This is a genomic window from Streptomyces cyaneofuscatus (assembly GCF_000718135.1).
In the GTDB taxonomy this organism is placed as follows: domain Bacteria; phylum Actinomycetota; class Actinomycetes; order Streptomycetales; family Streptomycetaceae; genus Streptomyces; species Streptomyces cyaneofuscatus.
Map to the genome: position 1 here is coordinate 21,507 of NZ_JOEM01000010.1, position 23,612 is coordinate 45,118.

A 23,612-nucleotide genomic window follows, 5' to 3' on the forward strand; every position below is an offset into this window, starting at 1 on the left:
GGGTGAATCCTCACCATCTGTACCAGGCCTTCGCGGCGGCAGGGAAGGGTGACCTGAGTCGCCGGCCGCGGAGCCGGCTCCGCCTTCCCGGTGGGGTGTTCCCGGATCGGCGGGCGGGGGCGGGCGGTTGTGGGTACGGGGTGGTGTGCGGCGGACCCGGCCCGCGCGCGGCCTTGTGGCGCAGGTCATAGCGGGAGCCGCCGCCCCAGGCGTACGAGCGGGGACGCGGCCATCACGGCCGGGGACAGCATCATGCCCGCCGCCGCCACCAGGAGGCTGGTGCGCAGCCCCCACCCCTGCGCGAGGAAGCCGCCGAGCAGCGAGCCGAGCGGGGCGGACCCCAGACCGGCGAAGGTGATCGTCGCGGCAACGCGGCCCTGCATCCCGTCCGGCGTGACGGCCTGCCGCACCGACATGACCGTGACGTTCACCAGCTGGCCGAAGGCCCCGAACACGAAGTTGACCGCCAGAAGCGCGGCCACCGTGACCGCCGAGGAGCCGTGCAGGGCGGGCACCCAGAGCAGTGCGCCGTTGCCGAGCACCGCGGCGGACACGAGCACCACGCCATGGCCGTACCGCCTCGGCAGCCGCGCGGCCAGGAGCGAGCCGAGGAGCGCGCCCGGGCCGGTCGCCGCGAGGGCGAGCCCGATGGTGGCGCCCGACAGGTGCAGTTCGCGCGGGAGGAAGAGCAGGTAGACGGTCATCGTGGCCGCGAGGGAGAACTGGAAGGCGGCCGAGGCGAGGCAGACGGCCCGCAGCAGGGGATGTCCGGTGACGAAGCGCAGGCCGTCCCGGATCCGGTGCCGGACCCGGGGGGCGGGCCCGGGATGCTCCGGTACGGCTTCGGCCCGGCGGATCCGCCGGAGTGACGCGAACGACACCGCGAAGAAGAGCGCACCGGAGGCCGCCGCGACCGGCCCCGAGAGCAGCGACACCAGGGCGCCGCCGAGCGCGGGGCCGCCGATCTGTGCGGCGGACCGGCTGCCTTCCAGCGCGCTGTTGCCCTGCAGGAGCTGATCGCGCCTCACCAGCCGTACGAGGGAGGCCTGATAGGCGACGTCGAACAGGACGGACAGGGCCCCGACGGTGAAGGCGGCCACGAACAGCGCGGGCAGGCCGAGCAGCCCGAAGAGCCCGGCCACGGCGGCCGCGCCCAGCGCCACGGCCCGGGCGGCGTCCGTCAGCACCATCGCCGTGCGGGCCCGCCACCGGTCGACCCATGCCCCCGCGAGGAGCGAGAACAGCAGGACGGGCGCCTGCCCCACGGCACGGAGGGCGCCCAGCTGGCCGGCCCCGGCGTCGAGCGCGAGGACGGCGAAGAGCGGCAGGACGACGAGCGTCGTGTGTTCGCCGAGCTGGGAGGCGGTCTGGCCCGCCCAGAGTCTGCGGAAGTCGGCGTCCCGCCATACGGAGGGCGGAGCGGAGGAGCTGGGGGAGGGGGACGGCACGGAGACCCCTGGAGTTGGCCGGTACGAGGACCGCCGGCCCGGCGCGCGAGGGCGCACCCGGCTACGGGCGGGGTGAAGGGCTCGCTGTGCCGCGACCTCAGGGGCAGCACGCGATGACGGGCCGGTCTCGGCCTAGGACGTCAACGCGCGCTCGGACGACCGGGCATGCCTCACCGCTTCCCTCGTGGGTCACTCGTCGGCCCGAACGCTAGCGCGCGGCGGCGGGAGGCGACAGGCGATTTCGGCCGGGGCCGGCTGTGTGGGCGGGGCAGGCCGTGTGGGCGGCGGCTGACCTGTGACAGTGATCGTTGATCGATTGCCAGCGAATGATGATCAACGCTAGTTTGTGCCACTGAAGGTTGATCATTCGGCGTACAGGTGGGCGGGGGATGTGGTGGGGGCACCCCTTGGCGTGTTCGAAGAGGCTACCCTCACGTCCTTTGACCTGGCCTTTTCTGTCAATGGGTCGCTCGTACGCCGATCGCTTGGGTCTAGCTGGGATACGCCGTTCGAGGCTGTGGACCCGGTGCGGGAGTTCAGCTGGCACAAAGGCGGTCACGGGTTCGCCGGCTGGTACTACTCGGCGACGCTGCGGGATCACGTGGGCTACGAGTCGTGGCTGGAGCGGGACCGGCTGATCTTGCTGGACCGTGATCCGCAGGTGGTCGCGATCGCCTCGCAGCCGTTCTGGCTGCACTGGCACGACGGCACACGCAAGCGCCGGCATGCCCCTGACTACTTCGTCCGGCTGTCCGACGGACGCGCCCGTGTCGTTGACGTCCGTGCTGCGGACGAGATGGACGGGGCGACGCGAGAGGCGTTCGAGGCGGCCGAGCATGCCTGCAGAGCCGTGGGATGGGAGTTCGAGTGGGTCGGGCGGCCCGAGCCGGTGTTCATGGCGAACATCCGCTGGCTGTCCCGATACCGGCGGGCCCGCTGCGGCCGACCGGTGGCGGTGAGGAATGGCCTCTTGGAGGTCTTCCGGGAACCGATGGGGCTATGGGAGGGTGCCGGGCTGGTCGGAGACCGGTTGCAAGTTCTGCCGGTGTTGTTCCATCTGTTGTGGTCCGGCGCTCTGAGGACCGATCTGGCGGGAGGACTTATGGAGAGCGACAGCCTCGTCTGGGCGGAGGGGATCCGATGGGCAGCTTGAAGCGGCCGCCGGCCTTGGTGGTCGGCCAAAGGGTCCGGTTCGAGGGCCAGGTGAGGGGTGTTCTCGAGGTCACCGCACGGGCGGCGGTGCTGGAGGACGCCGAGGCACCGCACCGCGTTGTCGCTCTGATTGAACTGTTCGAAACCGCGGACTTCGAGATCCTGTTCCAGCCCGAACGCATGCCTCTGCCCCAGTCCGGTCTGTTGGAGACCTTCGCACCCGAGGTGATGAAGCGTGCACTGTGGTGGGAAGGACATGTCCTTGAGGTCCTGCACGGGCTGCCGCCAGGCGCCGAACCGGGCACACCACCGCGACCGGGCTACGGACCGGGCACATCGGTGACCTCGCGCCAGAAGGCCAAGGCGGCTGAACTGACCGCCCTCGGCCACGAGATCAAGACCGGAGCAGTGGGCCTCCGGCGACGCCGTTACACGGAGGAAGGCCTGGTCGGCCTGGCTCGGCTGGTCGATCACCGCTCGGTCCGCAAGCGCAAGGAGTTCGGTGACGTGCCCGACGCCGTCGTCGAGGCGATGCGGCAGGCGATCAAGGAGGGCGTCGAGACCTCGACACGCAACGGGGCCTACCTGATCTGGAGGACCGGGGAGATCATTCGGGAGAATGGCGGGAACCTGGCCGAGCTGCCCTCGCGACGGACTCTCTACCGACTGGTGGCGAAGCTGACGGTAGGCACACATGCGACCGGGTCGGCCGTCACACGCAGGTCGAAGGCCCATGGGGCCGCGGCCCCGTTCGGTGAGTTGACGGTGTCGGCTCCGGGTGAAGTCATGCAGATCGACTCCACACCGCTGGACGTCATGGTCCGCCTCGACAACGGAGTGGTCGGCAAGGTCGAACTCACCGGCATGATCGACGTCGCCACCAGGACACTGGCCGCGGCGGTGCTCAGGCCCACGACGAAGTCCGTCGACGCCAGCGTGCTGCTGGCCCGCACGGTCACCCCGGAGCTGATGAGACCAGGCTGGGTCGACGCGTTGAAGATGTCCCGCTCGGTGCTGCCGCATGCCCGGATGCTGACCCTCGATGAGCGTCTGGAGCACGCGGCAGCCAAGCCGGTGATCGTCCCGGAGATGATCGTCTGCGATCACGCCAAGGTGTTCGTCTCGCGCAACTTCCGGGCCTCCTGCCGGTTCCTGGAGATCGACTTCCAGCCCACGCACAAGGGCTCGCCCTTCGAAAAGGGCCACATCGAGAAGATGCTCGGCTCCGTCGCCACGATGTTCGCCCAGTTCCTCCCCGGCTACACCGGCCGCAACACCGACCACCGTGGCCGTCACCCGGAGCGTGAGAACCTGTGGGCTCTGCCCGAACTGCAGGAATTACTGGACGAGTGGATCGTCGCCCACTGGCAGAACCGCCCTCACGAGGGGCTACGAGATCCCGACCATCCGGGCCGGCTGTTCACGCCGAACCAGAAGTACGCCGCGCTGGTCGAGGCCTGCGGCTACGTCCCGGTCGCTCTCAGCGGGCAGGACTATGTCGAACTGCTCCCAGCGGCCTGGCGGGCCGTCAACTCCTACGGAATTCGGATCAACAACCGCACCTACGATGCCCCCGAGCTGGGGCCGATGCGACGGCGCGACTCAGGGGTCACCGCCAAGCGTGGGCTCTGGGAAGTCCACCGTGACCCCTACGATGTCTCCCGCGTTTGGGTACGCAACCACCGCGGCGAAGGCGAGTGGATCCAGGCAACCTGGAAGTACTTGAACCGCGCGCCCGTTCCCTTCGGTGACCTCGCCTGGGACCACGTCAGCCACCAGTTGCCCAAGGCCACGGAGGAAGAACTCGCCAAGGCCGTCTCCGCCCTGCTGACCCGCGCCCACGCCGGCCCTGAACAGCCGGCGGCAAACAACCGGAAGGCCAAGCGGTCCAAGGCGGACCGTCGTGTTACGGCCCGGACCAAGGCCACTACACCGGCAGCAGCCATGCCTCCGCCGCGACCGGAGACGCAACCCTCGCCGGAGCCGCCGGCGGAGGACGAGGAAACGATGGCCGAAGTGATCCCGCTGGGCATCTTTGACCCGCTTGAGGACCCCTGGAGACGTTCGTGAGCACGCCGCTGGCAGACCAGCCGGTAGACGAGTTCGGCCGCTATCTGACAGCCCTGCCTGGCTGGCGCGAGTTCATCGCGGAGGCGATCAGCGAGCCGATGGCCATGGTGACGCAGGACGAGTACGACGCCCTGACCAAAGAGGACAGGTATCAGTACGACGAGGACCGGCTCGACCACCATGCCCGCCTGCAGGTGGTCGCCACCTCAACCGTCCGGCACACCGTCACCTGCGGACGCCGCCTGGTCATCCTCAACCGCGGCGCCATCAGCGCCCGTCGGGGCCTCATCGTCACCGGCCCGGCCAACACCGGCAAGACGATCGCCCTGACCCAGCTCGGGCTGGCGCACGAGTTGCAAGACCGCCGCAGGCACCCTGGCCAGGACGAGCGCATACCGGTCATCTACATCACCGTCCCGCCCGCCGCGACACCCCGCATGATCGCGGCTGAGTTCGCCCGTTTCCTCGGCCTCCCGGTCCTGCGAAGCTCCAACATCACTGACCTCACCGAAGCCGTGGTCGGCGTCTGCACCAAGGCCCGCACCGGCCTCGTCCTAGTCGACGAGATCCACAACATCTCCCTGCACACCCGCACGGGAGCCGAGGCGTCCGACACACTCAAGTACTTCTCCGAGCGCATCCCCGCGACGTTCGCCTACGCTGGCATCGACATCGAAGGCAGCGGCCTGCTGTCCGGCACCCGCGGCGACCAGATCGCCGCCCGCTTCACCTCGGTGGCCACCCACCCCTTCCCCTACAACAAGGAGTGGAAGGGCTTGGTCGCACAGATGGAGGCGAACCTCCTGCTGCACCATCACACACGTGGCACCCTGACTCGCTTGGACCGCTTCCTGCACACCCGAACGGGCGGCATGATCGGCACCCTTTCCCATCAGCTCCGCGGAGCTGCCGTGGATGCCATCCTCACCGGCGCCGAGAAGATCACCAAGTCCGGCCTTTTGGCAGTCGACCTGGACATCGCCTCCCGTCGCAGGCACCCCGACGGCCTCTCGGACGCGGACAAGTGACCCACTCGACCGTGGACAGCGAGCCGATCACCAAGCTTCCCTTCCAGGTCCGGCCGATTGCCGGTGAAGGCTGTTACCCCTTCGTCGCCCGCCTTGCCCGCGCCAACTGCCTTCCGCCCGCCTACCTGCGGCGCTTCCTCGCAGGACCGCCCAGATATCAGGGCCGTCCAACTTGGGCACGGATCGCCGCCGTCACCGGCCGTGACCCCGAACAGCTACGGAAGACGCTTGACACCGTCAAGTGCAAGAGATGCGGCTCCGACTTCGCGGTCACCCGCACGTTCGGCGTCATGCCCGTTTACTGCTCGACTCGATGCCGCGTCCCCCAGAAGCATCCAGTCATGGAACCCTGCCGAATCTGCCGGCAGCCGATGAAGATCCAGTTCGGTCAACGTCACCGGCTCTGTTCCTCTGCCTGCCGCAGAGTGGCCTACATCGAACGTCGTTCCCGCGAAGAGGACGCGGCTGACCAGCAGCCATTCCGCGATTGCGCCGCTTGCGAAGGCCTCATGCCGCCGGCCCCTCAAATCGCCAAGCGCACCTGCTCGGAGACATGCGAACTGCAGGTCTCCCGCTGGGACCTGCTGATCGAGAGGGACGGGCTTCCCTTGCCTTCCAGGACATGCGTGTTCTGCGGCATCCCGATAGAAGCGAAGTCGCTAGCCGATCCCCCTCGCCGCTGGTGCAGCCGCCGTTGCCGAACATGGTCGTCTGGGGGTACTGACCCATCCATCTTCTTTGGGCCGGTGTCGTGCGGCCAGTGCCAGAAACCCATTGACCGCCGCAAGGACGGCTGGACTCGGCGATGGTGCTCGCGCAAGTGCTACCGGTTGTCCCGCGGCTGGCCTGAGCAGCCGCGACGAAGTTAGGCCGTGCTCTGAACGTGGCCAGATGACCTCGCTCCGCGCGGACCTGAGCTGCCGGTTGCACGAGAGCGATGCAGCCATGGTGTCACCACAGGCTTGAACGGGGCAGAGCCGTCTCAGGCTCGCGCAGTGGCTTTCGAGGCGGCGGTGACACACCCTTCTTCCCAGTGCCACCACTCCTTTGTCTCTCCGTGTTTTCCTGCCTACAGGAGCGCTGTTCGTGACGTCCGCCTTGGGCTGTGACTGGGGACATCCCGACCTCGTTTGCCGACCGGCGTCGCGATGTTCGCGATGTCAGCTCAGTCGGCAGGGAGGTCACGTGGCACAGAGATTGGCACTCGGTCAGCTCCGGGTGGAGAAGGTGCGGCACCGGAACGGCCGCTGCTCGTACACCGTCTTCGACTCGGCGAGCGGGCTGCATCCCGGGGCCGACTGGTACCTGTCGAAGTACGCGGGCACGGGTTCGGACAGGACGTATGCATACCTGCTCGTCGATCATCTGCGGTGGCTGGAGCATGAGGGGCTAACGCCCGAGAGCGTGGTCTTCCGCGATCTCAAGCGGTACATGGGGGCCGTCGGGGCGAAGATCCCGATGCCCTACGGGCCCCGTGGCGGGTGGGTTAGCGCCCCTACCAGAACGACGCTCTGCGCGGGGCGGCCACCTGTCTGAAGGGCTTCTACCTGCGGCAGGCTGAGCTCGGCATCAACACTGCGCTCGTCCAGGAGCTGAACCTGAAGCGGATGCCGACGCAGCAGGACAAGGACCGCGCCCTGCTCGGACACCTCAAGCGGAGCATGGACGCGAACCCGCTCGCGCCGAAGGAACTGAAGCGCCGGCATAAGAAGATGCTGCCGGACGGCGCCCGCGAGGTCCTGTTGGAGGAGGTGAACTCGGCCCGCGACCGGGTCGTCGTCGAGTGGCTGAGTGACGGCGGCTTCCGCATCGGTGAATTGTGGGTCTCAACCGTACGGACGCCCCGTTAAGCATGAGGACCTTGACTCGGTGCGTAGGAGCGAGGGATCGGAGCGCTGCTTCTCCGAACTGAGGCTGGGCACCAATGAGCGGCTTGTTGGCAGTTCTTGCCCCTCGCACTGCTCGCCCATGGGACGATCCTCCTTGAACATTGGCTATCTGTTCGGGGGGCTTCAGTGAACGACGGCGTGCAGCACCTAACTGGCTTGATCTGGTCCGTCGCTGACCTTTTGCGTGGCGACTATAAGAAATCCGATTACGGGAAGGTGATCCTGCCGTTTACTGTGTTGCGCCGACTGGAGTGCGTACTAGAGCCAACGCGCGACAAAGTTGCGGATCTCGCTGACCAGTATGAGGACAGCGAGGTCGCGGCGAAGGGTCTCCTTCAGCGTGCCTCTGGACACGTCTTCTACAACACGAGTCACCTGACGCTGAGGGAAATCGCCTCAGATCCGGCGAACGCGGCGAAAAATCTCCAAATCTACGTAAGGGCGTTCTCGGACGAAGCTCGCGAGATTCTGGATCGCTTTGATTTCGACGGGCAGACCCGACGGCTGGACGGCGCTGGGCTGCTCCAACATGTGATCGGTAAATTTTCCGATCTCGATCTGCGCCCTGATGTTGTTCCCGACCACAGAATGAGCCCTGTATTCGAGGAGCTCATTCGCCGGTTCGCCGAGCACTCCAATGAGACGGTCGGTGAGCATTTTACCCCACGTGACGTTATCAGGCTGACAGTCAATCTTTTGCTGTCCCCGGATAGTGATATCGTCACTGCTCCTGGCGCTATCCGCACCGTCATGGACCCGGCATGCGGCACAGGCGGAATGCTTAGCGCCGCCGAAGATCACATTAAGGCGCTGAATCCAGATGCGACAGTCGACGTGTACGGGCAGGAGCTAAACCCAGAGTCGTGGGCTCTCTGCCAGTCGGATTTCTTGATCAAGGGAAAGGGTCCAGGCAATATTGCGTTCGGCAATTCCCTTACCGATGATGGGCATGCGCAGCGAAAGTTCGACTACCTACTTGCTAATCCTCCATACGGCATAGAATGGAAAAAAGCAAAGGCAGAGGTTGAGCGGGAGCACCAGGACCTCGGCGCGTCCGGCCGCTTCGGCGCCGGACTGCCGCGTATCAACGACGGCTCGTTTCTATTTCTTCAGCACATGATCTCCAAAATGAAGCCGGTAGACGCGAACGGAGAGGGGGGTTCCCGTGTCGCGATCATTTTCAACGGATCACCCCTGTCAAATGGTGCGGCCGGATCGGGCGAATCTGAAATCCGGCGATGGATACTGGAAAACGACTGGCTGGAGGGAATCATCGCCCTTCCCGAGCAGTTGTTCTACAACACTGGCATTTTTACATACCTCTGGATTCTCACGAATCGCAAGAAATCTGACCGTAACGGCCGAGTGGTCTTGCTGGATGCGCGTGACGAGTGGCAGAAGATGCGCAAGTCCCTGGGGGATAAGCGTCGGGAAGTAGGCAACGAGCACGTCCGTGCGATCGCTGAGCTTTACGAACAGGCGCTGCAGATTTCGCAAGACCCCAAGAATCCACGTCATGCCAGGGTGAAGGTCCTCCCCAACGAATACTTCGGGTACCAGCAGGTCACGGTAGAACAGCCATTGAAGTTCCGCTTTGAGGCCAACGACGAAACGCTTACAGCGCTGGCAGCGGCGAAGTCGGTACAGAGGCTTGAAAAGAGCGAGCAGTTCGTGGCTGCCGTGAGGACACTGCGGGGCTCATCCTGGGACACGCAGGCGCAGGCGCTGACTGCGATGAAGAGGGTCGTGGCGGCGGCTGGCCTGAGTTGGCCCACAGGAGGACCGTTCGCCAAAGCAGTGCGTGACGCGATTGGTGTACGGGACCCAAGAGGCGAAATCCAGCGGGTGAGGGGGGTGGTAGAGGCAGACGCGAAGTTGCGTGAGTACAAGAGGATTCCCCTGGGCGCGGATGTCGATGACTACCTTGCGCGCGAGATCAAACCGAAAATTCCGGACGCCTGGATCGACCCGGCCAAGACCAAGACGGGCTATCAGATCAGGCCGGAACTGTTTTTCGCGGCCCGACTCAAGGCTACCTTTGCACCGCTCGAAGATTTCTGTCGCCCTGTGACTGAGAGAATTGATCCCCAAAACAGCGAAACCGAGGAGTCACCCGAGGACGCAAGCTCCTACTTGAAGGAGAAGCTCCGCTATCTGCGAGCTCAAGATCTTCACGTGGTTGATTCTGCTCTGGAGCTTTCTTCTCCGCCTGAAGGAACAACTGCGCTGACGCCGTGCGCCGGCGGTGACATCGTGGGGCGGTCGGGAAGCTGGCGTCTTCTACCTCAACTCTTCGGCCAAGCTGTCACATCCCTGATCGTCCTCAACCCTCAGGATCCAAGGACCGGTAGAGCCCTCTGCGAGTGGCTAAATTCCCCAGCAGCTACGAAGGAGTTGCCAGCAGGATCTGACCTGATGATGCTGCCGGTTCCTGTCGACGTTGTCGGGGCCGAGGAATTTGACGATCTCCTTGAGAATGTGCAGTCCGCCCGACACAGGCTCCGAGCCGCGACATCTGACCTGCTGCCGAACGTATTCTCAGGAACAGACTCAAATATTCAAGAACTGCGCAGGACCATACAAGCGGCTGATGCTGAGGCACTATTGATTGGTGGACTGACGCAGGCACTCGAAGATCCAGTGTCGCGGGCAGAATGGAGCTACCCATTTCATGTGGCAGCACTGGCCCGAAGGTACCGAATCAGCAGTATTGCGCCAAGTACTCATCCGGCGGAGCGAATGGATTCCCTGCTAAAGCTCGGGGAAGGCATCGCGCGAACACTCGGGATCATCGCCCTGGCAGAGCTGGCTCAGGCTGACAGGGAAGAGTTCCTCAAGACTTTGAGGCAGAAATTTCGATCCGGTGCCACCTTCGGCACATGGACGACGATTCTTGGCTGGCAGGCCGCGCCAGGGTGGGCGATCCTAGATCCTGACGCTCGCGGGGATGCACACTTGCTACTTAGAGGTATCAAGGAATTCAGAAATAGTGGGTCAGCCCATGCTCATGGCGTGCGTGAAATGCACGAGATCGGCGACGCTGCAGATGAACTTGAACACCTTGTCCTGCGGACCCTTAGATCGGTATCTTGGCTCGCCACTACGCATTGGGATTGGGTCGAGCGGTGCGAGTACCTCGATACGGCCTCTTTCAACCTTGTAAAGCAGCGTCTCCGTGGGAGCCACCCGGCTTGGGAACCTATTGAGGAATCCAGTCAGCGCCCGTTGAGACCCAAGCACATCTATGTAGGGAACGGCCCTACGAAAGCCCCGCTCGACCTTTGGCCCCTGGCGTCCGTGGACGTATGCTCCGATTGCAAGACTCGTGAGCTATTCCTTGTCGATAAACAAGAACAGGGCGTGCTGACGCTGAAGAGCCTGAGGGATCACCCCAAAGAAATTACGTACCCAGATCTCTAACGAACTCGTGCACGGTAGGCGGTGAGACGTCGAGGCTGTCGGCGGGGCTCGGTGTTCACCTCTGCCGTGTCGACGTCAGGTCCGCGGTCTGCTGATGGGACAGCAGGCCGGCGACGGCTTGGACGGTGTCGCTCATGCGCTCGCGGCGGCCGAGGCGGCGGGCCAGGGCACGCCAATTCTTCAGATGGGCGATGCCGTGCTCGACCCGGATCCGCCTCGAGGAGTGTGCCTTGCGCTGGCGTTCGTACATCTCCTCGTACCAGTCCGGGGCGTTCTTCTTGAACTTGCGGTGCGGTGGTGTCACCACCCGGCCGCCGGTCTGCGCGCCAAGGCCCTGGTATCCGGCATCGGCGAGAATCTCGACCGCGGGCCCGTCGGCCAAGAGCTTGACCAGCCCTGATTGGCGGGCGTGAGTGATGTCCGCGCAGCTTGCGGGTCGTGCTGGGCTGCACCACAGCACGCGGCCTTCGGCGTCCGTGACCACCATGGACTTGACGGCGTTCTGCTTGTTCTTGCCGGAGATGAACTTGTCGCGGTCCTTCCGTCCGGCGGCGGGCCGACGGACCCGGATCTCGGTGCCGTCGATGATGCCGGTCGTCCCGCTCGCGCCGAGGTGGTCGACGACGTCGGCCAGAGTTCGCAGCCGCACGTCGGGGCTGACCGTGCAGCCTCGCTCGGCGAGCAGGGGCCGCACCTCGCCGACGGCCCGGGTGATGGTGGAGCGGTCCACGCCGAACCAGCAGGCCAGCACGTCGTGGGTGACCCCGTGACGAAGATGGACGAGCGTGGCCGGCAGCCGATCGACAAACACCAGCCGGTGCTTTGCGCCGGCGCCCACGGCCCGCTTCCGTGGCCGGGAGGTGAGCCGGGCCTGGTGACGCTCTTGCCACAACGGGCCGATCTCCTCGACGAGTTCAGCAATCACTCCCACAGCCAGGCCCGTGATCCGCCGATTGCTGATGATCACTGCACGCGTTGAGTTCCCCACCACAAGACCATGATCGAGGATCAGGAGCTCGACGTCTCACCGCCTACCGTGCACGAGCTCGTAAAGGGTGTTGCACAAGGCCGTGATTGTGCAGGCCAGGGGTTTTGATCGCGGTCTTGTGGTCATGATGCGAGGGCGAGGTTGTGCATGTGGGCGACGGCCTGGACAGCGTGGTGGAGGCCGTCGCCGTGCTGCCGGCAGTCGCGGAGGATCTTGTAGTTCTTCATCCGGCCGATCACATGCTCCACCTGCGCACGCACCTTGCGGTGGGCGGCGTTGTCGTCCTCCTTGCCCGGCAGCAGGGGCCGGCGGGGGCGTTTGCGGTGCGGCACGACCATCCCGCAGTTGAGGTAGGCGCCGTCGCCCAGGACGGTCACGCCCTGGCAGTACGTGCTCAGCCCGGAGGCTCGCCAGGCACGGGCGTCCGCGGTGTTACCCGGCACCGGGCAGGCGGCAGCGATCACAGGACGGGTGCCGGGCATCGACAACGACCTGTACGTTCGTCGAGAACCGGTAGTTGCGTGACGAGGAGCCGACGGTCCGGTCACGGACCGGGACCAGGATGCCGTACAAGATCCACAACCGTTCCGCCGCATCGGCCGCGCGAGAGGCAGGCTCGAGTGCCAGCAGCGGGCCCAGCCGCTGGATGACACGGCAGGCCGGGGAGGACGAGACACCGAACAACGGGACCAGCTGCCGCATCGTCAGGTTCGTCCGGTAGTAGACCGCGACCATGAGAACCCGCTCGGCCAGCGGCAACGACCACGATCGGCCTCGCAGCGTGCCGTCACCGCCCCGCTCCCGCGCCACCTTCAACAGACCCGAAACTGCGTCACCCGCAGCCCCGTAAAGGTCTCCACCCACACCCGCTCAGCCCTCAACACCCCGGCCATACAACGGAGATGCCCAGTTCAGAGCCTTGCGCAACACCTTTTAGACAATACTCATTCTCGCTGGTCAGAGGTGTTCTTTGTTTGTGTGACCGCCTGCCGGACAGCCCCCTTCATCAAAGCGCGAGGTTAAGCTGAAGGCTGACCACCGAGGTAGTTCCACCAGGCCAATACCAGACTGCGGACGAAAGCCTCGCCCTCGGCCAGGGTCATCGTCCGTTTCGGAAGTCCGGTCCCGGTAGCTCTTGCATGACGCGCCTCGCTGCCACTCACATCAGGTCGATTAGCTGATGCCGTAAACGCAGACAGATCACCACTGGACACCCACTGCGTCGCCTTGAGTTGCTTATCGCCTCCTACATTGCCACGCACAATCTCATAGACCTTGTAGAGATCAACCCAGGTTAGTGAAACGCTTGACCTGCCCAGGATTTCCAGAGTCTCGGCAACATCCACGTGGCTCGACGCCAACCGCATGTACGGCGGTCCTTCTGGCGGTGATGGGGGCGGGGGTTGAGATGGTGGCGACTGTCCATCACCCACTGACAGAACTACGCCGTACGCCCTGGACCGAACCACAGCGGTGTCGGCCTGCACAATATGGTGACGCCGCCTGTTACCCGTGCCGTCATCCTCCACGAAGATGCCGGGCAGGCTGACGGGCCGAAAGCTGCTGTCCAGGACACGTGCCACCCCTGTCACTCGCTGGAGAAGGTTAGTAGCTGCCTCGAGCAACCGCCCACCGTTGTCCATGAGGCCGCCCAACTCAGCCGAGTTCAGGTAGTAGCCGCCCTCCTCCTTGCTAACCCTCGGGTCGCCCTCGCGGAAGAGTTCCACCAAGGCATCCAGATCGAAGGTATGGCCCTCTAGCTTTGCCTTTACCGCCATGCCACCTCTTCCCGCAATCCATTTTGCGCTGGCCACTACAGCTTATCGATGCACTCCCGTAGCAGCGCGTTTAGGTAAGCCCCGAAGGGCAACAGGTCGTGCATCGCGATGACGTCCTTGCTAGGGCGGATCCGCCGGTGAAGTACATCATCCGCCTGGTTCTTGAATTCCAGCAAACGGGTCATGTACTTCTTGTCGGTCCGGGTCCACTTGTAGTTGCTGACTGCTGACTCAAAGGAGTTGGCACCAAGAATCGGCGGGACATGATCAATGACTGCCCTTACTAGTGCGTGGCAGGCATAGACATGATCTTCCGCGTAACAATCGTTCAGCTCGCGCAGCAACTGCAACAGCTTGTCGAGGCTCCAGGTGGTCTGACCCTGCTTCTGCTCCAGTTCTTCAATGAGGCCAGCGTTGACGTAGAATGGAAATGTGACGGTAGGAGAAGCTGTTGGCGCCAGGCCCTCCGGCGCGCCTACGATGATGTTCTGTTGAGTCAGGGAATGGGTTGCCTCAAATAGAAGTTGCTCCTCAAGCAGGATTTCAGTGACCTTTGAAACATATTCGCTGAGGTTGCTGACATTCCGATACTTAGCGAGTTCTCGGTTCAGCTCAAACCGCCAGCCGTTGCTGGTGCCCCACGTCGAGTAGCCGCTCCGCAATACTGGTTCGTGACGGAAGATACCAGGCAGCGCCCCCAAGAACTCAGGTGTCGCGGCGGAGAAGTCCCTTCGGATGTCGTCCGACGTTACATATGCCTTCTCTACCTTGTCGGGTGAGGGAGTTATGGCCTGCTGATGCTTAATCAGGTATTGCAAGATGGTGATTAAAAGATCGCCGAAGACGCGCTCAAGTTGGGGAACATGGAGGCCAGCGGCGACGGTAAGAACCGGGCGGCTATCGTCGGCAAGCTGGTTCCGGTCGTACCACGCCAGTCCGTATGAACGCTGCCCGATGAGCGGAGACCCCACGCTCGGCAACGACTTAAGAACCGACGCAGCATCCAGACCCTGGCGGTCGAGCTGAGCCTCGACGTAGTGCCAGACCGGCCACTGCCCCTTCTTGAGGTAGGGCTCAGCCATAGTGGTCATCAGGGCAAGCTGGCCGTCATCAAGCTGAGCCGTCAACGCTGACATGGTTCGTCCGATCTTGGAATCATCCGCCTGGATGGCCCCGTATCGTACGCGCCCTGAGCGGTCATCAGCCATGGCTTTCACGCTGGTCAGGCAAGCCGGATCTTCCTGGTCGCCGAACCCCTCGCCGTACTGCTCGCCACCAGCCGCACCGCCATCGCACGCTCCCGAAGAACAGGCGGTTGCTCAAGGCACACGGCATCGTCATTCTGTCCGCGCCGACCCCCAACGGTCGCCCAGGCGGCTCGGGCCCACGCCCAAGCGAGCACACCCAGCATCAAGATCAAGAGGACACGTTAATGATCTACAAGACCGTAGACCTATTCGTGCTTCAGCCGTCGCGCTTGCTCACCAATCTTCTTCCGGGGCTTCGTTACGCGATTCAATGCCCGCCGTGACGATTTCCCCGCGGTTGCTCAGGGAGAGGCCGCAGAAGGGGCAAGAGAAGGACTCGACCGTTCCGACGTCGACAACCCCGCCAGGGTGGATACACGACTGCGCCCACGCATCGCAGCGGCAGGGTACGGGGCTGAGGTCCCCGTACACGTTGCCGGCGTAACCGCAAGCCGGGCACTCACGCCACCACACGTGGTCACCGCTTGCCCGACTACTTATCAGGCAGCCTCTTTGGTCGAGGTGGATCAGAATGTCAACTAGGGGCATATCGCGGTGGCGACCCTGAACGTCGACGAGTCCAGCGGTGACACCTGAAGCGATCATGACCTTGACCGTTACAGCAGTATGGGACCGCTGCAGGACGCCAGGGTCCTCGTGGGAGGACAGTGGCGCAGGGAGCGGGAGCACTCCGTGCTCTACGAGCAGCCTCTCGGCGGCTTGCCCAGCTTGGGATCCCTCGATCCGTAGTGCAGTGACCAGTGCAGCATCCAGCGCAGTGCGGGTGACATCCCCTTCGAGCTCGCTGGACATTGTGGCCTCGTCCCAGGAGGCGGCTTCAAGGCCTGTACTGAGGGCTACCGAGACAGCCGAGCGGGCACGCTCGCGCGCGGCGAACGCAAGTTGTTGGGCGAAGGGTTCCAGAAGAGGTCGTTTGTCCGGTCCTGCGGGGGCGGGCACGGAGGCAACCTGGCTCAGATCTGCGAAGACGTTCGTGTATTCGCCCCAGAAGCCAGCTGGGTCCAGGCCTAGCTCGGCACGGACAGACTCGACGACCTGGACACCCGTTTCGATGACCTTCCTGACGGCCATGTCATCGAGGTAGGCAGAGTGCGCGACGCCGTTGCGGGAGTCGGCGAACGGCCGAAAAGTCCGTTCATCCACTGGCATACGGCCGCGCATGAAGACGGCTGCAGTCTTGAAGGCTTCGAGTATGCCGATGGTCCTTGCCTCAGAGAGAGGCTTGACGCCGTTCGCGTCCCCGTGGCCAAGAGAGTGAAAACGGAAGGACTGGTCACCCTTCTCAGCGATCAACAAGGGGTTGTGACGGCACAGCAAGGCCTTGAGGATGTGCTCGCATCCGACACCAGCGTGTAGGACAGCAAAGGCGTGGTTCCCCTGGCGCCACGAGTCCAGGGATGCGCGCAGGAACCGGCTTGCCATCTCGGTGAAAGTCTTCTCGTTCAATTTTCCCTCCCCCTCAACTCGATCTTGACTCAGTGGTCGCGCCCTCGTCCAGCACGGGTCCTGTTGGGCATCCGGGGGGGCATCCCAAGTCGAGGGTCAGCGTCGTGGACATTGCGTGGGCTTACACCTCGTCGGCACGTCGTCCGTGAAGTCGCCGGCCGCGCGCCGGGGCCAGGTCGGCGGACGGGTCAGCCACTGGGCGCAGCGGTGCGAGCGCAGCATCGGGAGGGGGTGGTGGCGGAAGATCCGGCCGGGGCCGGAGCTGACCGGTTCGCGCCTACCCATCGTCTTCCTTGTCCGCCAGTACGGCCTTCACCCGCTCCTCCAGGGCGCTCTGTCGAGCCTGCTTCACCAGCGCCCCTTCGTAGGCGCCGAGGAAGTCCGCGTGGCGCAAGCTTCTTGATCGCTGGGGCGAGCATCTGAAGGACACCGGCTAGCGGGGCGAGCGAAATGGCATCTCCCACACGATCACGCGACGGAAAGTTACGCAGTGACCCTGGAGTGTGATACGGGTAGGGATCTTCACGTCTGCTGGCGGAGCAGACGTGGAAAGGAACGCGCTCTCATACGGGGCCGGAGCGGGGGACGTTGATGGTCGACGCGTCGGGCGGAGCCACCAGGGCCGAGCGCCCTGCAACTGCCACGGGTCCGGACGGTTCGACGCACGCGATCTTCAGGCTCGCCCCGGGCGAAGACAGTGGCTCGGATACGTTGGGCCGCTATCGCTACCAAGCGGAAGTAGCCGCGCGGGACTGTCTGGCCATGCTCACGCAAGACGCGATCGACTTCATCGTCTGTGAATGGCACGAAGACTTCGTGGTGGCATTCACCGACGGCTCCGTGGAACTCGTATCGGTCAAGCACCGCGAAGAGAACCAAGGCACCTGGACGCTCGTCAAGTTGTGCAAGAGCGGCGGTCTTACTCATCTCTTCGACCGCTGGTGCGCCTGCGAGTGCGCCGCGAACGTGCGGCTCCGGTTGGCCACCAACGCGGCCATGAGCCCAGCCAAGGACAATGCCGACCTCCTGACTCGGATGTGCGGGCCGGGGCCTGAAATCACTGACGGCCTGTCGGCCATGGTCGACACGATCGCCCGCCAGATGTTGAAGGTGCGCTGGGAAGAGCCCTATGACAACGTCCCTGAAACGCCCAAAGTGCCACTCGCAGACATCCAGATACCGGCAGGCTTCGCGGACAAGGTCAGACAGTTCCTCACGGTCCTAGAGATCTCGTGTGATCCGCCGCAGCGCGCGTACATCACCGACGTCAACATTCAGAGCCTTCTGGTACCCGTCGTCGAGCAACTGCAGCTGGCGCACGTCGACACGGAGGCCACCTACCGGAACATCGTGGACCGGATCGAGAGCGCCAACCGTGATGAGAGCGACCGCGGCCAACTTGCCGCCTACATCGCCGATCCGAGCCGCGTCCGCTACAGCACGCAGATGCAGCAGCGCATTGGGCGCCGGAGCATCACCCGCGACGTCCTCCGTGCAGAGATGGCGTACGCATCGGCCCAACTAGCAGCGTTCCCACGGGGCCAGGTCCCCCTAGTGGCACCGGGGGGCGCCAAGCTCAACCGCAAGCTGCTGCGCGGCCTGGTCCCCTCGGATGAAGCGGCGTTCGCGGAGCGGCTCCGCTCAGCGTGGTACGCCACATGGTCCGAGCGGCGATCCGGCCTGGCCGGAGATGACACCGATCTGCTGAACTTGTCCACGGACGTACTGGAAGTCGTCTTCGAGTGCAAGCGCCACGCCCGCTCACAGACCCAGGACGGCAGCGCGTACGGCAGCACGATGAATGACCTGCTCACCCAGCGACTCAAAGTCGACGGGCTGTCCACGCCGCCGCCATTCCTGGTGAAAAACCAGCATCTGCTGGGGCTGGCCTATCAGCTGTGCGACGAATGCCTCTTCTACTTCTCCGAGAACTTCGATGCGGACGGTGAAGCGTCATGACGCCGAGCGCCGACTTCGAGGCTGCGGCAGTCCGCCTGCGCACCCGGCAGCGGCAGGCCGAGCAGCGCGAGAGCCAGTATCACGAAGCGCGAGTTCTCCTGCTCATTGCGCAGTTCACCACCGCCAAGAGCTGCCTCGCGGGTCTGACTAAGCTCGCCAAACTCGACTTTCTGCTGCGCTACCCGGCCATGCTGGAGCGTCTCTTGCCAGCCGGTCAGGCCTCCTGGCCCGAAGGAACCGCCCCGTCCTCGGAGGAGCGTCTGGCGGTGGAGAGCCGGATGACCCGCTACAAGTACGGGCCCTGGGACCAGCGCTACTACAGCATCCTGGGCTCCCTCGCCGCCCGCGGCCTGATCACCTACGGCGACACGGCCCGAGCCGAATTTCGCGTCACCGAGCAAGGCGCCTCTGCCGCTGCCGCCCTGGCCGCCACGCCGGAATGGGCAGTAGTCGCCAGCCGGATCAAGCTTCTCAAGAAGCATTTCAACAAAACAGGATCGGCTTTGAAGAACCTCATCTACGACCGCCTGCCCGACGCGGTGGACCGACCCTGGCGGACGGAGATCTGACATGGCCGTCAACCTGCGCATCCTCTCCCTGACGGTCACCACCGCCGAGACGGAGAAGACCTACCACTTCAACCGCCCGGCCACCGTGATCACCGGCCCCATCGGGACCGGCAAGTCCAGCCTGCTGATGCTCTTCAAGCACGCCCTCGGCGGCACCGCCATGCTCACCCCTGCCGTCCGCGACCACGTCCTGTCCGTCCAGGCCGAGGTCGTGGCCGGCACCGAACGCATCGTCCTGCGACGCACCATCGGGGGTGACACCGCCGACACCGTCGACCTCCTTGACCCGCACTCCCTCGCCCTTGAGCGCACCCTGCCCCTGCGCAACACGGAGAGCGGTGGAACAACGCTCTCCGACCACCTGCTGGACGCTCTTGGCTTTCCCCGCGTACAGATCGCTGCGCGCCGCGAGGGAGTAGCGCGGCAGCAGAACCTCACCTTCAACGACCTGTACACCTACGTCTATCTCCAGGCGCGCGAGATCGACCGCCAGGTCGTCGGCCACCTGGACTCCTGGTTCGAGCCCAAGCGCAAAGAGCTCTTCCGATTGATGTTCGCGCTGACCGACAGCGTGCTGCTGGAGCTCAAGCGCACCGCGGGCCAGCTCACGGACAGGCTGAAGGCCCGAACCGCCGAGCACGACAACATCGGCCAGTTCCTGGCCGCCTCCGATCCCCGCAGCGACGACGAGCTGCGGGCCGAGCTCGTGCAGCTGCGCGACACTCTGGGACGGGCCGAGTCCGCGCTGGCGAGTCTCCGCACCGAACTGGAGGAACAGACGGCCGCCGACAGCGCACTGCGGGAGGAACTGCAGGCCGCGATCCACGCCGCACGGCAGGCCGAGGAGGAAGTCTCCGCGGCCGCCGACCTCGTAGAGGCACGACAGGCGGTGGTCGCCCAGGTCCAGCTCGACCTATCCCGTCTCGCACGGTCGGCCACCGCCATCGACCAGCTGTCCCCGTTCGAATTCGTCGTCTGTCCGCGCTGTATGCAGTCCCTGACCACACGGACCGTGGCAGACGACCACTGCATCGTCTGCCTCCAGCCCGATCCCGCCGAGGCCGATGTCGACCCGACGGCCATCGAAGAAACACGCACCGTCCTGCAGCAACAACTTGAGGACGCGCGGCACATCGAGCAGTCGGACGAGGCGCACCTGCAGGCCTCACGGCAGCGGTCGCAGCAGATCAACTTCGCTGTCACCAGCTTGCGTCGGCAGCTTGACGCCCAGACCCGCGATGCGGTCGCTCCACGCTTCGACGCAATTACCGATGCGAGCACGCGCGTTGCCACGCTCAAAGCCAGTATCGACGCTATTACCCAGCTGCGGGATTCCTGGACCCGGGTACGCGCCATCGACAAGGACATCCGCGACATCAGAGCGGAGCGGCGGCAGGCCAACAAGGACATTAAGGAAAAGTCGGAGCAGCTCAAGGCCAGCCAGACACTGCTCGGTGACCTCAGCACCGAATTCGGGCAACTGCTCACCAGCTGGAACCTGCCGTGGGTCGACACGGCCGTCATCGACCGCGACACCTACCTGCCCGTGGTCAACGGACAACCCTTCGAGAGCTTGCAGGCCTCTGGCGGCGGCATCGCCACCTCCGTCAGCCTCGCCTACAGCCTGACTCTTCTTGCCTTCGGTCTCGACCACGCTGACGTCCTCGTGCCATCCCTCCTTGTTATCGACTCGCCCCGCAAGGCCTTCGGCAACAACGACTCCGACCGGCAACGCGCTACAGATATCTACAGCCGCTTTCGGACGATGGCCGACGCATACGGTGAGCGCCTTCAACTGATCATCGCCGACAACGACCCTCCGCCAATCACCAGCGACTCTTTCGGCAAGGTGGAGTTCGACTACGAGAACCCCATGGTGCCCGGCGTCGATCATCCGGGCCCCGATCGTGTGACCCGCATCGAAAACCAGACGCAGGACTGACTTCGCGTCCAAGGCTCGGCCCGGCACTGGGCGCAGACACTCAGCCGAGCGAACGGACGTGCGGCGCCGAAGAGACCGGTATCGGTGGGCGGGTGCGGGCGGCGGCAGACGCACCGGCGATCCCATGCCGGCTCGGCAACACCTGATGGATACTTCCGGCATGGACACGGGCACCCCCGGCGAGTAGGCAAGACCAGGCGACGTACTCCGGGCACGCTACCGCCGCCGCTTGCCCGAACGGCTCACAGCCTGACAGGCCCCACCTGTGGGGTGGTGGCGCTTTCCCTGTAGGTGCCCTGGTCTGGCCCGACCGGAAACAGCGGGAGTTGCGGAGCCAGCACGGAGCGTCAACAACAGGCGATCCCGGGACACCGGGTGGCGTCGCATTGCCTATCGGCGGACTTCCTCGCCTGCCTAGGGTCGTGCCTGTGCGTCCGCGTTCCGCGGAGAAACGGCAGGAGAAGGCGCTCAGGTCCGGCGTGGCAGTCTCGCCTGTGGCCAATCCGCTTCTAGAAGGAGGTCGAGCTTCTCGGCGTACGCGAAGAGCAGCCTCGCATCCTCCTCGAGGTCCTCAAGGGTGCAGACGATGTTCGCGCCATCCTGCTTCCTGAAGAAGCGGGAGCGCATGACGCCCACGCCGTCCCAGTTCCACCAGGAAGCGTGAACGGCATCGTCGCGGCGGCGCTTGAGCTCGTTGACCTCGCCCCACTCGAGGATCTCGGCGAGTGCGGTGGCCTGTGGAATGCTCCTGCGGGATTGCGCCACCAGCAGTTTGTGAAGGTCGGACCATGTTTTGTCGACGAGCGAGAAGCCGCCCTGCTCGTCTCTCAGTAGCAGTATGAGCCGCTTCATGGCCGCCTCGACATGGCCGCCGGCGACCACGATGGCGCCGATCAGCCCGTAGAGACGTTCACGGTAAGCGAGGTCGGCTTCGTCCGGGCCTCCGTGGCGCCCGACCCTGAAGGTGGAGATGTCCACGCTCGACCGGGCTCTGGGAGTGGTGATGTCCAGGTCGAAAGACGGTCCACCGTCCAGCTGGGTGCTCATCCGGTAATAGAAGGAGTGCCTGGGCGGGGGCCATTCATCTGACATACCTGGATCCTGTCGGATCTGGCTCCCCGGAGCCACCGCTTTCTGCTCCGCCGCAAGGGCCAGCGCGCGCCTCGCCGACAGGCAGGGTCCAAGTATCGGCTTCTAAAGCATGGCCTAGCAGGCGCTCGACCACGGTCCCAGACGGTCGCCGAGGAGATCAACCTTCACCGAGAGAGGTCAAACACGCAGCGGTCAGCCTGAGCTGACACAAGAAGCCATGTGGTCACTCATCGCTGACATAAACGAACTTTGATCAACTCTTTCTGGCAATCGATCAACGATCGCTGTCACAGGTCAGCGGCGGCCGTCGTGGCAGCTTCTTGCCAGACGATAGCTTCCGATATATCGTTGACGCATCGCGATAGATCAACGATGGAAGGAGCGTAGCGATGCGTTCACACGGATATGAGCACGAGCATGAGCACGGACCGGGGCATTTCGGGCCCGGTCATCACGGTCGTCACGGTCGGGGCGGCCACGACGGCCGCCGGGCCGCCTTCGGCCCCTTCGGGCCGCCGTTCGGCGGTGGTCCCTTCGGAGGCGGGCGGGGTCGGGGCGGAGGACGGGGAAGGGCACGGCGCGGTGATGTGCGTGCGTCGATCCTGGCCCTGCTGAAGGACCGGCCGATGCACGGGTACGAGATGATCCAGGAGATCGGCGAGCGCAGCGGCGGGGCGTGGAAGCCCAGCCCCGGCTCGGTCTACCCGACGCTCCAGCTGCTGGAGGACGAGGGGCTGATCGTCAGCGCGAGCGAGGGCGGCAAGAAGCTGTTCACGCTCACCGACTCCGGGCGCGGTGAGGCCGAGTCCGGCCCCGAGGCTCCCTGGGAGGAGGCCGGGCGCGGTGCGGACTGGGAGGGCGTGAACGAGATCCGCCAGGCCGGATTCGGTCTGATGGAGGCGTTCGGGCAGGTCTGGAAGACCGGCTCCGCCGATCAGCGGCAGAAGGCGCTGACCGTCATCAACGACGCCCGTAAGAAGCTGTACCTGATTCTCGCCGACGAGCACTGAGTCGGTGGTCCCGCCGCCGATGCCGAAGGGGCCCGCTCCGAGCGGGCCCCTTCGGCGTTCGTGCGGTGAGCGTCAGGGCGTGACCAGGCCGTCGAGCTTGCGCAGGGACTCCTGGAGCGCCGCCGTCGCGGAGTCCTTGAGTTTGCCGCCCATCAGCGAGACCGCCGCACCCGTGAACTCGCCCTCGATGCGGACCGTGGTGGCGCCCCCGTCCTGGGCCGGTGCCAGGGCGTAACGCATGACCAGGTCGACCCCCATCGGGCCCTTGCCCCGGGTCGTCAGCAGACGGCCGTCCTCCAGCTCGTCGACCGTCCACACCACTTCGGCGGGGAAGCCCATGAGCTTCATGTTCTCCTCGTAGGTGGCCCCGAGCTCCAGGGGAACAGGACCGCCCTTGGGGAAGCTGGTGTGGGTGGCGTTCCACTCGCCGTACGACGAGAAGTCCGTCAGCTGCACCCAGACCTTCCCGGCGGGTGCTTCGATGCGCGCCTCCGCGCTGACTTCGGCCATGCGACCACCCCTGGTTCGTCCGGTTTCGGTGGGGCGGAACGTA

Annotated in this window: 16 protein-coding genes and 2 pseudogenes; 10 read left to right on the forward strand and 8 right to left on the reverse strand. The window is 64.8% G+C overall.

Annotated features, from left to right (window positions below; translation table 11 throughout):
* Positions 1-185: 185 nt before the first annotated feature.
* The gene (locus IF17_RS0118315) at positions 186-1,448 is read right to left on the reverse strand and encodes an MFS transporter (RefSeq protein WP_030567253.1); all 1,263 of its coding nucleotides are present in this window, start codon (positions 1,446-1,448) and stop codon (positions 186-188) included.
* Between the two features lie 346 nt (positions 1,449-1,794).
* Between IF17_RS0118315 and IF17_RS0118320 the strand changes: the two genes are divergently transcribed.
* The 6 genes and pseudogenes from IF17_RS0118320 to IF17_RS1000000139820 form a co-directional block, all read left to right on the forward strand.
* Positions 1,795-2,601 (forward strand): TnsA-like heteromeric transposase endonuclease subunit, encoded by an 807-nt coding sequence (locus IF17_RS0118320; RefSeq protein ID WP_244890514.1) that lies wholly within the window; start codon positions 1,795-1,797, stop codon positions 2,599-2,601.
* Positions 2,589-4,670 (forward strand): Mu transposase C-terminal domain-containing protein, encoded by a 2,082-nt coding sequence (locus IF17_RS0118325; protein ID WP_030567257.1) that lies wholly within the window; start codon positions 2,589-2,591, stop codon positions 4,668-4,670. The genes IF17_RS0118320 and IF17_RS0118325 overlap by 13 nt, the downstream gene beginning before the upstream one ends.
* Positions 4,667-5,698 (forward strand): TniB family NTP-binding protein, encoded by a 1,032-nt coding sequence (locus IF17_RS0118330; RefSeq protein WP_030567259.1) that lies wholly within the window; start codon positions 4,667-4,669, stop codon positions 5,696-5,698. The genes IF17_RS0118325 and IF17_RS0118330 overlap by 4 nt, the downstream gene beginning before the upstream one ends.
* A 1,185-nt stretch (positions 5,699-6,883) precedes the next feature.
* Positions 6,884-7,234, forward strand: a complete 351-nt coding sequence (locus IF17_RS1000000137160; RefSeq protein ID WP_051884057.1) for a hypothetical protein — start codon at positions 6,884-6,886, stop codon at positions 7,232-7,234.
* A gap of 71 nt (positions 7,235-7,305) precedes the next feature.
* On the forward strand, positions 7,306-7,548 hold the full coding sequence (locus IF17_RS1000000137165; protein ID WP_051884058.1) for a hypothetical protein: 243 nt from the start codon (positions 7,306-7,308) through the stop codon (positions 7,546-7,548).
* Between the two features lie 165 nt (positions 7,549-7,713).
* A pseudogene (locus tag IF17_RS1000000139820) lies at positions 7,714-9,663 on the forward strand (type I restriction-modification system subunit M); the annotation flags it as partial.
* 1,399 nt (positions 9,664-11,062) lie between these two features.
* Here the strand turns inward: IF17_RS1000000139820 and IF17_RS0118345 are convergent.
* The 5 genes and pseudogenes from IF17_RS0118345 to IF17_RS0118365 form a co-directional block, all read right to left on the reverse strand.
* Positions 11,063-11,974, reverse strand: coding sequence for a transposase (locus IF17_RS0118345; RefSeq protein ID WP_244890515.1), 912 nt, complete (start codon positions 11,972-11,974; stop codon positions 11,063-11,065).
* A 143-nt stretch (positions 11,975-12,117) separates the two neighbouring features.
* Positions 12,118-12,888, reverse strand: a pseudogene (locus IF17_RS01000000136530) (transposase family protein).
* Positions 12,889-13,014: 126 nt separating this feature from the next.
* Positions 13,015-13,773: a hypothetical protein gene (locus IF17_RS1000000138980; protein ID WP_157851156.1), complete on the reverse strand. Its 759-nt coding sequence runs from the start codon at positions 13,771-13,773 to the stop codon at positions 13,015-13,017.
* Positions 13,774-13,808: 35 nt separating this feature from the next.
* Positions 13,809-14,981 carry a hypothetical protein gene (locus tag IF17_RS0118360; RefSeq protein ID WP_030567266.1) on the reverse strand — a complete coding sequence of 391 codons (1,173 nt, stop codon included), beginning with the start codon at positions 14,979-14,981 and terminating at the stop codon, positions 13,809-13,811.
* A gap of 273 nt (positions 14,982-15,254) precedes the next feature.
* Complete coding sequence (locus tag IF17_RS0118365) at positions 15,255-16,487, reverse strand: hypothetical protein (protein ID WP_030567268.1); 1,233 nt, start codon at positions 16,485-16,487, stop codon at positions 15,255-15,257.
* A 591-nt stretch (positions 16,488-17,078) separates the two neighbouring features.
* Here IF17_RS0118365 and IF17_RS0118375 point away from each other — a divergent pair.
* Genes IF17_RS0118375 through IF17_RS0118385 form a run of 3 tightly spaced genes read left to right on the forward strand, consistent with a single transcriptional unit; the run spans position 17,079 to position 20,957 of the window.
* Complete coding sequence (locus IF17_RS0118375) at positions 17,079-18,446, forward strand: dsDNA nuclease domain-containing protein (RefSeq protein WP_030567271.1); 1,368 nt, start codon at positions 17,079-17,081, stop codon at positions 18,444-18,446.
* The gene (locus tag IF17_RS0118380; protein ID WP_030567273.1) at positions 18,443-19,015 is read left to right on the forward strand and encodes a hypothetical protein; all 573 of its coding nucleotides are present in this window, start codon (positions 18,443-18,445) and stop codon (positions 19,013-19,015) included. The genes IF17_RS0118375 and IF17_RS0118380 overlap by 4 nt, the downstream gene beginning before the upstream one ends.
* 1 nt (position 19,016) lies before the next feature.
* Complete coding sequence (locus tag IF17_RS0118385) at positions 19,017-20,957, forward strand: ATP-binding protein (RefSeq protein ID WP_030567275.1); 1,941 nt, start codon at positions 19,017-19,019, stop codon at positions 20,955-20,957.
* Between the two features lie 468 nt (positions 20,958-21,425).
* On the opposite strand, the gene IF17_RS0118390 is transcribed toward IF17_RS0118385, so the two are convergent.
* Positions 21,426-22,004 (reverse strand): hypothetical protein, encoded by a 579-nt coding sequence (locus tag IF17_RS0118390; protein WP_157851157.1) that lies wholly within the window; start codon positions 22,002-22,004, stop codon positions 21,426-21,428.
* A gap of 434 nt (positions 22,005-22,438) precedes the next feature.
* On the opposite strand from IF17_RS0118390, the gene IF17_RS0118400 reads away from it, so the two are divergent.
* Positions 22,439-23,059, forward strand: a complete 621-nt coding sequence (locus IF17_RS0118400) for a PadR family transcriptional regulator (protein ID WP_078615950.1) — start codon at positions 22,439-22,441, stop codon at positions 23,057-23,059.
* A gap of 72 nt (positions 23,060-23,131) precedes the next feature.
* Here the strand turns inward: IF17_RS0118400 and IF17_RS0118405 are convergent, their stop codons facing one another.
* Positions 23,132-23,569, reverse strand: a complete 438-nt coding sequence (locus IF17_RS0118405) for a type II toxin-antitoxin system Rv0910 family toxin (RefSeq protein WP_030567283.1) — start codon at positions 23,567-23,569, stop codon at positions 23,132-23,134.
* Positions 23,570-23,612: the final 43 nt, after the last annotated feature.

Coding starts and splice junctions, on each gene's coding strand:
- IF17_RS0118325 (WP_030567257.1), top strand. CDS start 2,589: ATGGGCAGCTTGAAGCGGCCGCCGGCCTTGGTGGTCGGCCAAAGGGTC.
- IF17_RS1000000137165 (WP_051884058.1), top strand. CDS start 7,306: ATGCCGACGCAGCAGGACAAGGACCGCGCCCTGCTCGGACACCTCAAG.
- IF17_RS1000000138980 (WP_157851156.1), bottom strand. CDS start 13,773: ATGGCGGTAAAGGCAAAGCTAGAGGGCCATACCTTCGATCTGGATGCC.
- IF17_RS0118360 (WP_030567266.1), bottom strand. CDS start 14,981: ATGGCTGATGACCGCTCAGGGCGCGTACGATACGGGGCCATCCAGGCG.
- IF17_RS0118375 (WP_030567271.1), top strand. CDS start 17,079: ATGGTCGACGCGTCGGGCGGAGCCACCAGGGCCGAGCGCCCTGCAACT.
- IF17_RS0118380 (WP_030567273.1), top strand. CDS start 18,443: ATGACGCCGAGCGCCGACTTCGAGGCTGCGGCAGTCCGCCTGCGCACC.
- IF17_RS0118385 (WP_030567275.1), top strand. CDS start 19,017: ATGGCCGTCAACCTGCGCATCCTCTCCCTGACGGTCACCACCGCCGAG.
- IF17_RS0118390 (WP_157851157.1), bottom strand. CDS start 22,004: ATGAGCACCCAGCTGGACGGTGGACCGTCTTTCGACCTGGACATCACC.
- IF17_RS0118400 (WP_078615950.1), top strand. CDS start 22,439: ATGCGTTCACACGGATATGAGCACGAGCATGAGCACGGACCGGGGCAT.
- IF17_RS0118405 (WP_030567283.1), bottom strand. CDS start 23,569: ATGGCCGAAGTCAGCGCGGAGGCGCGCATCGAAGCACCCGCCGGGAAG.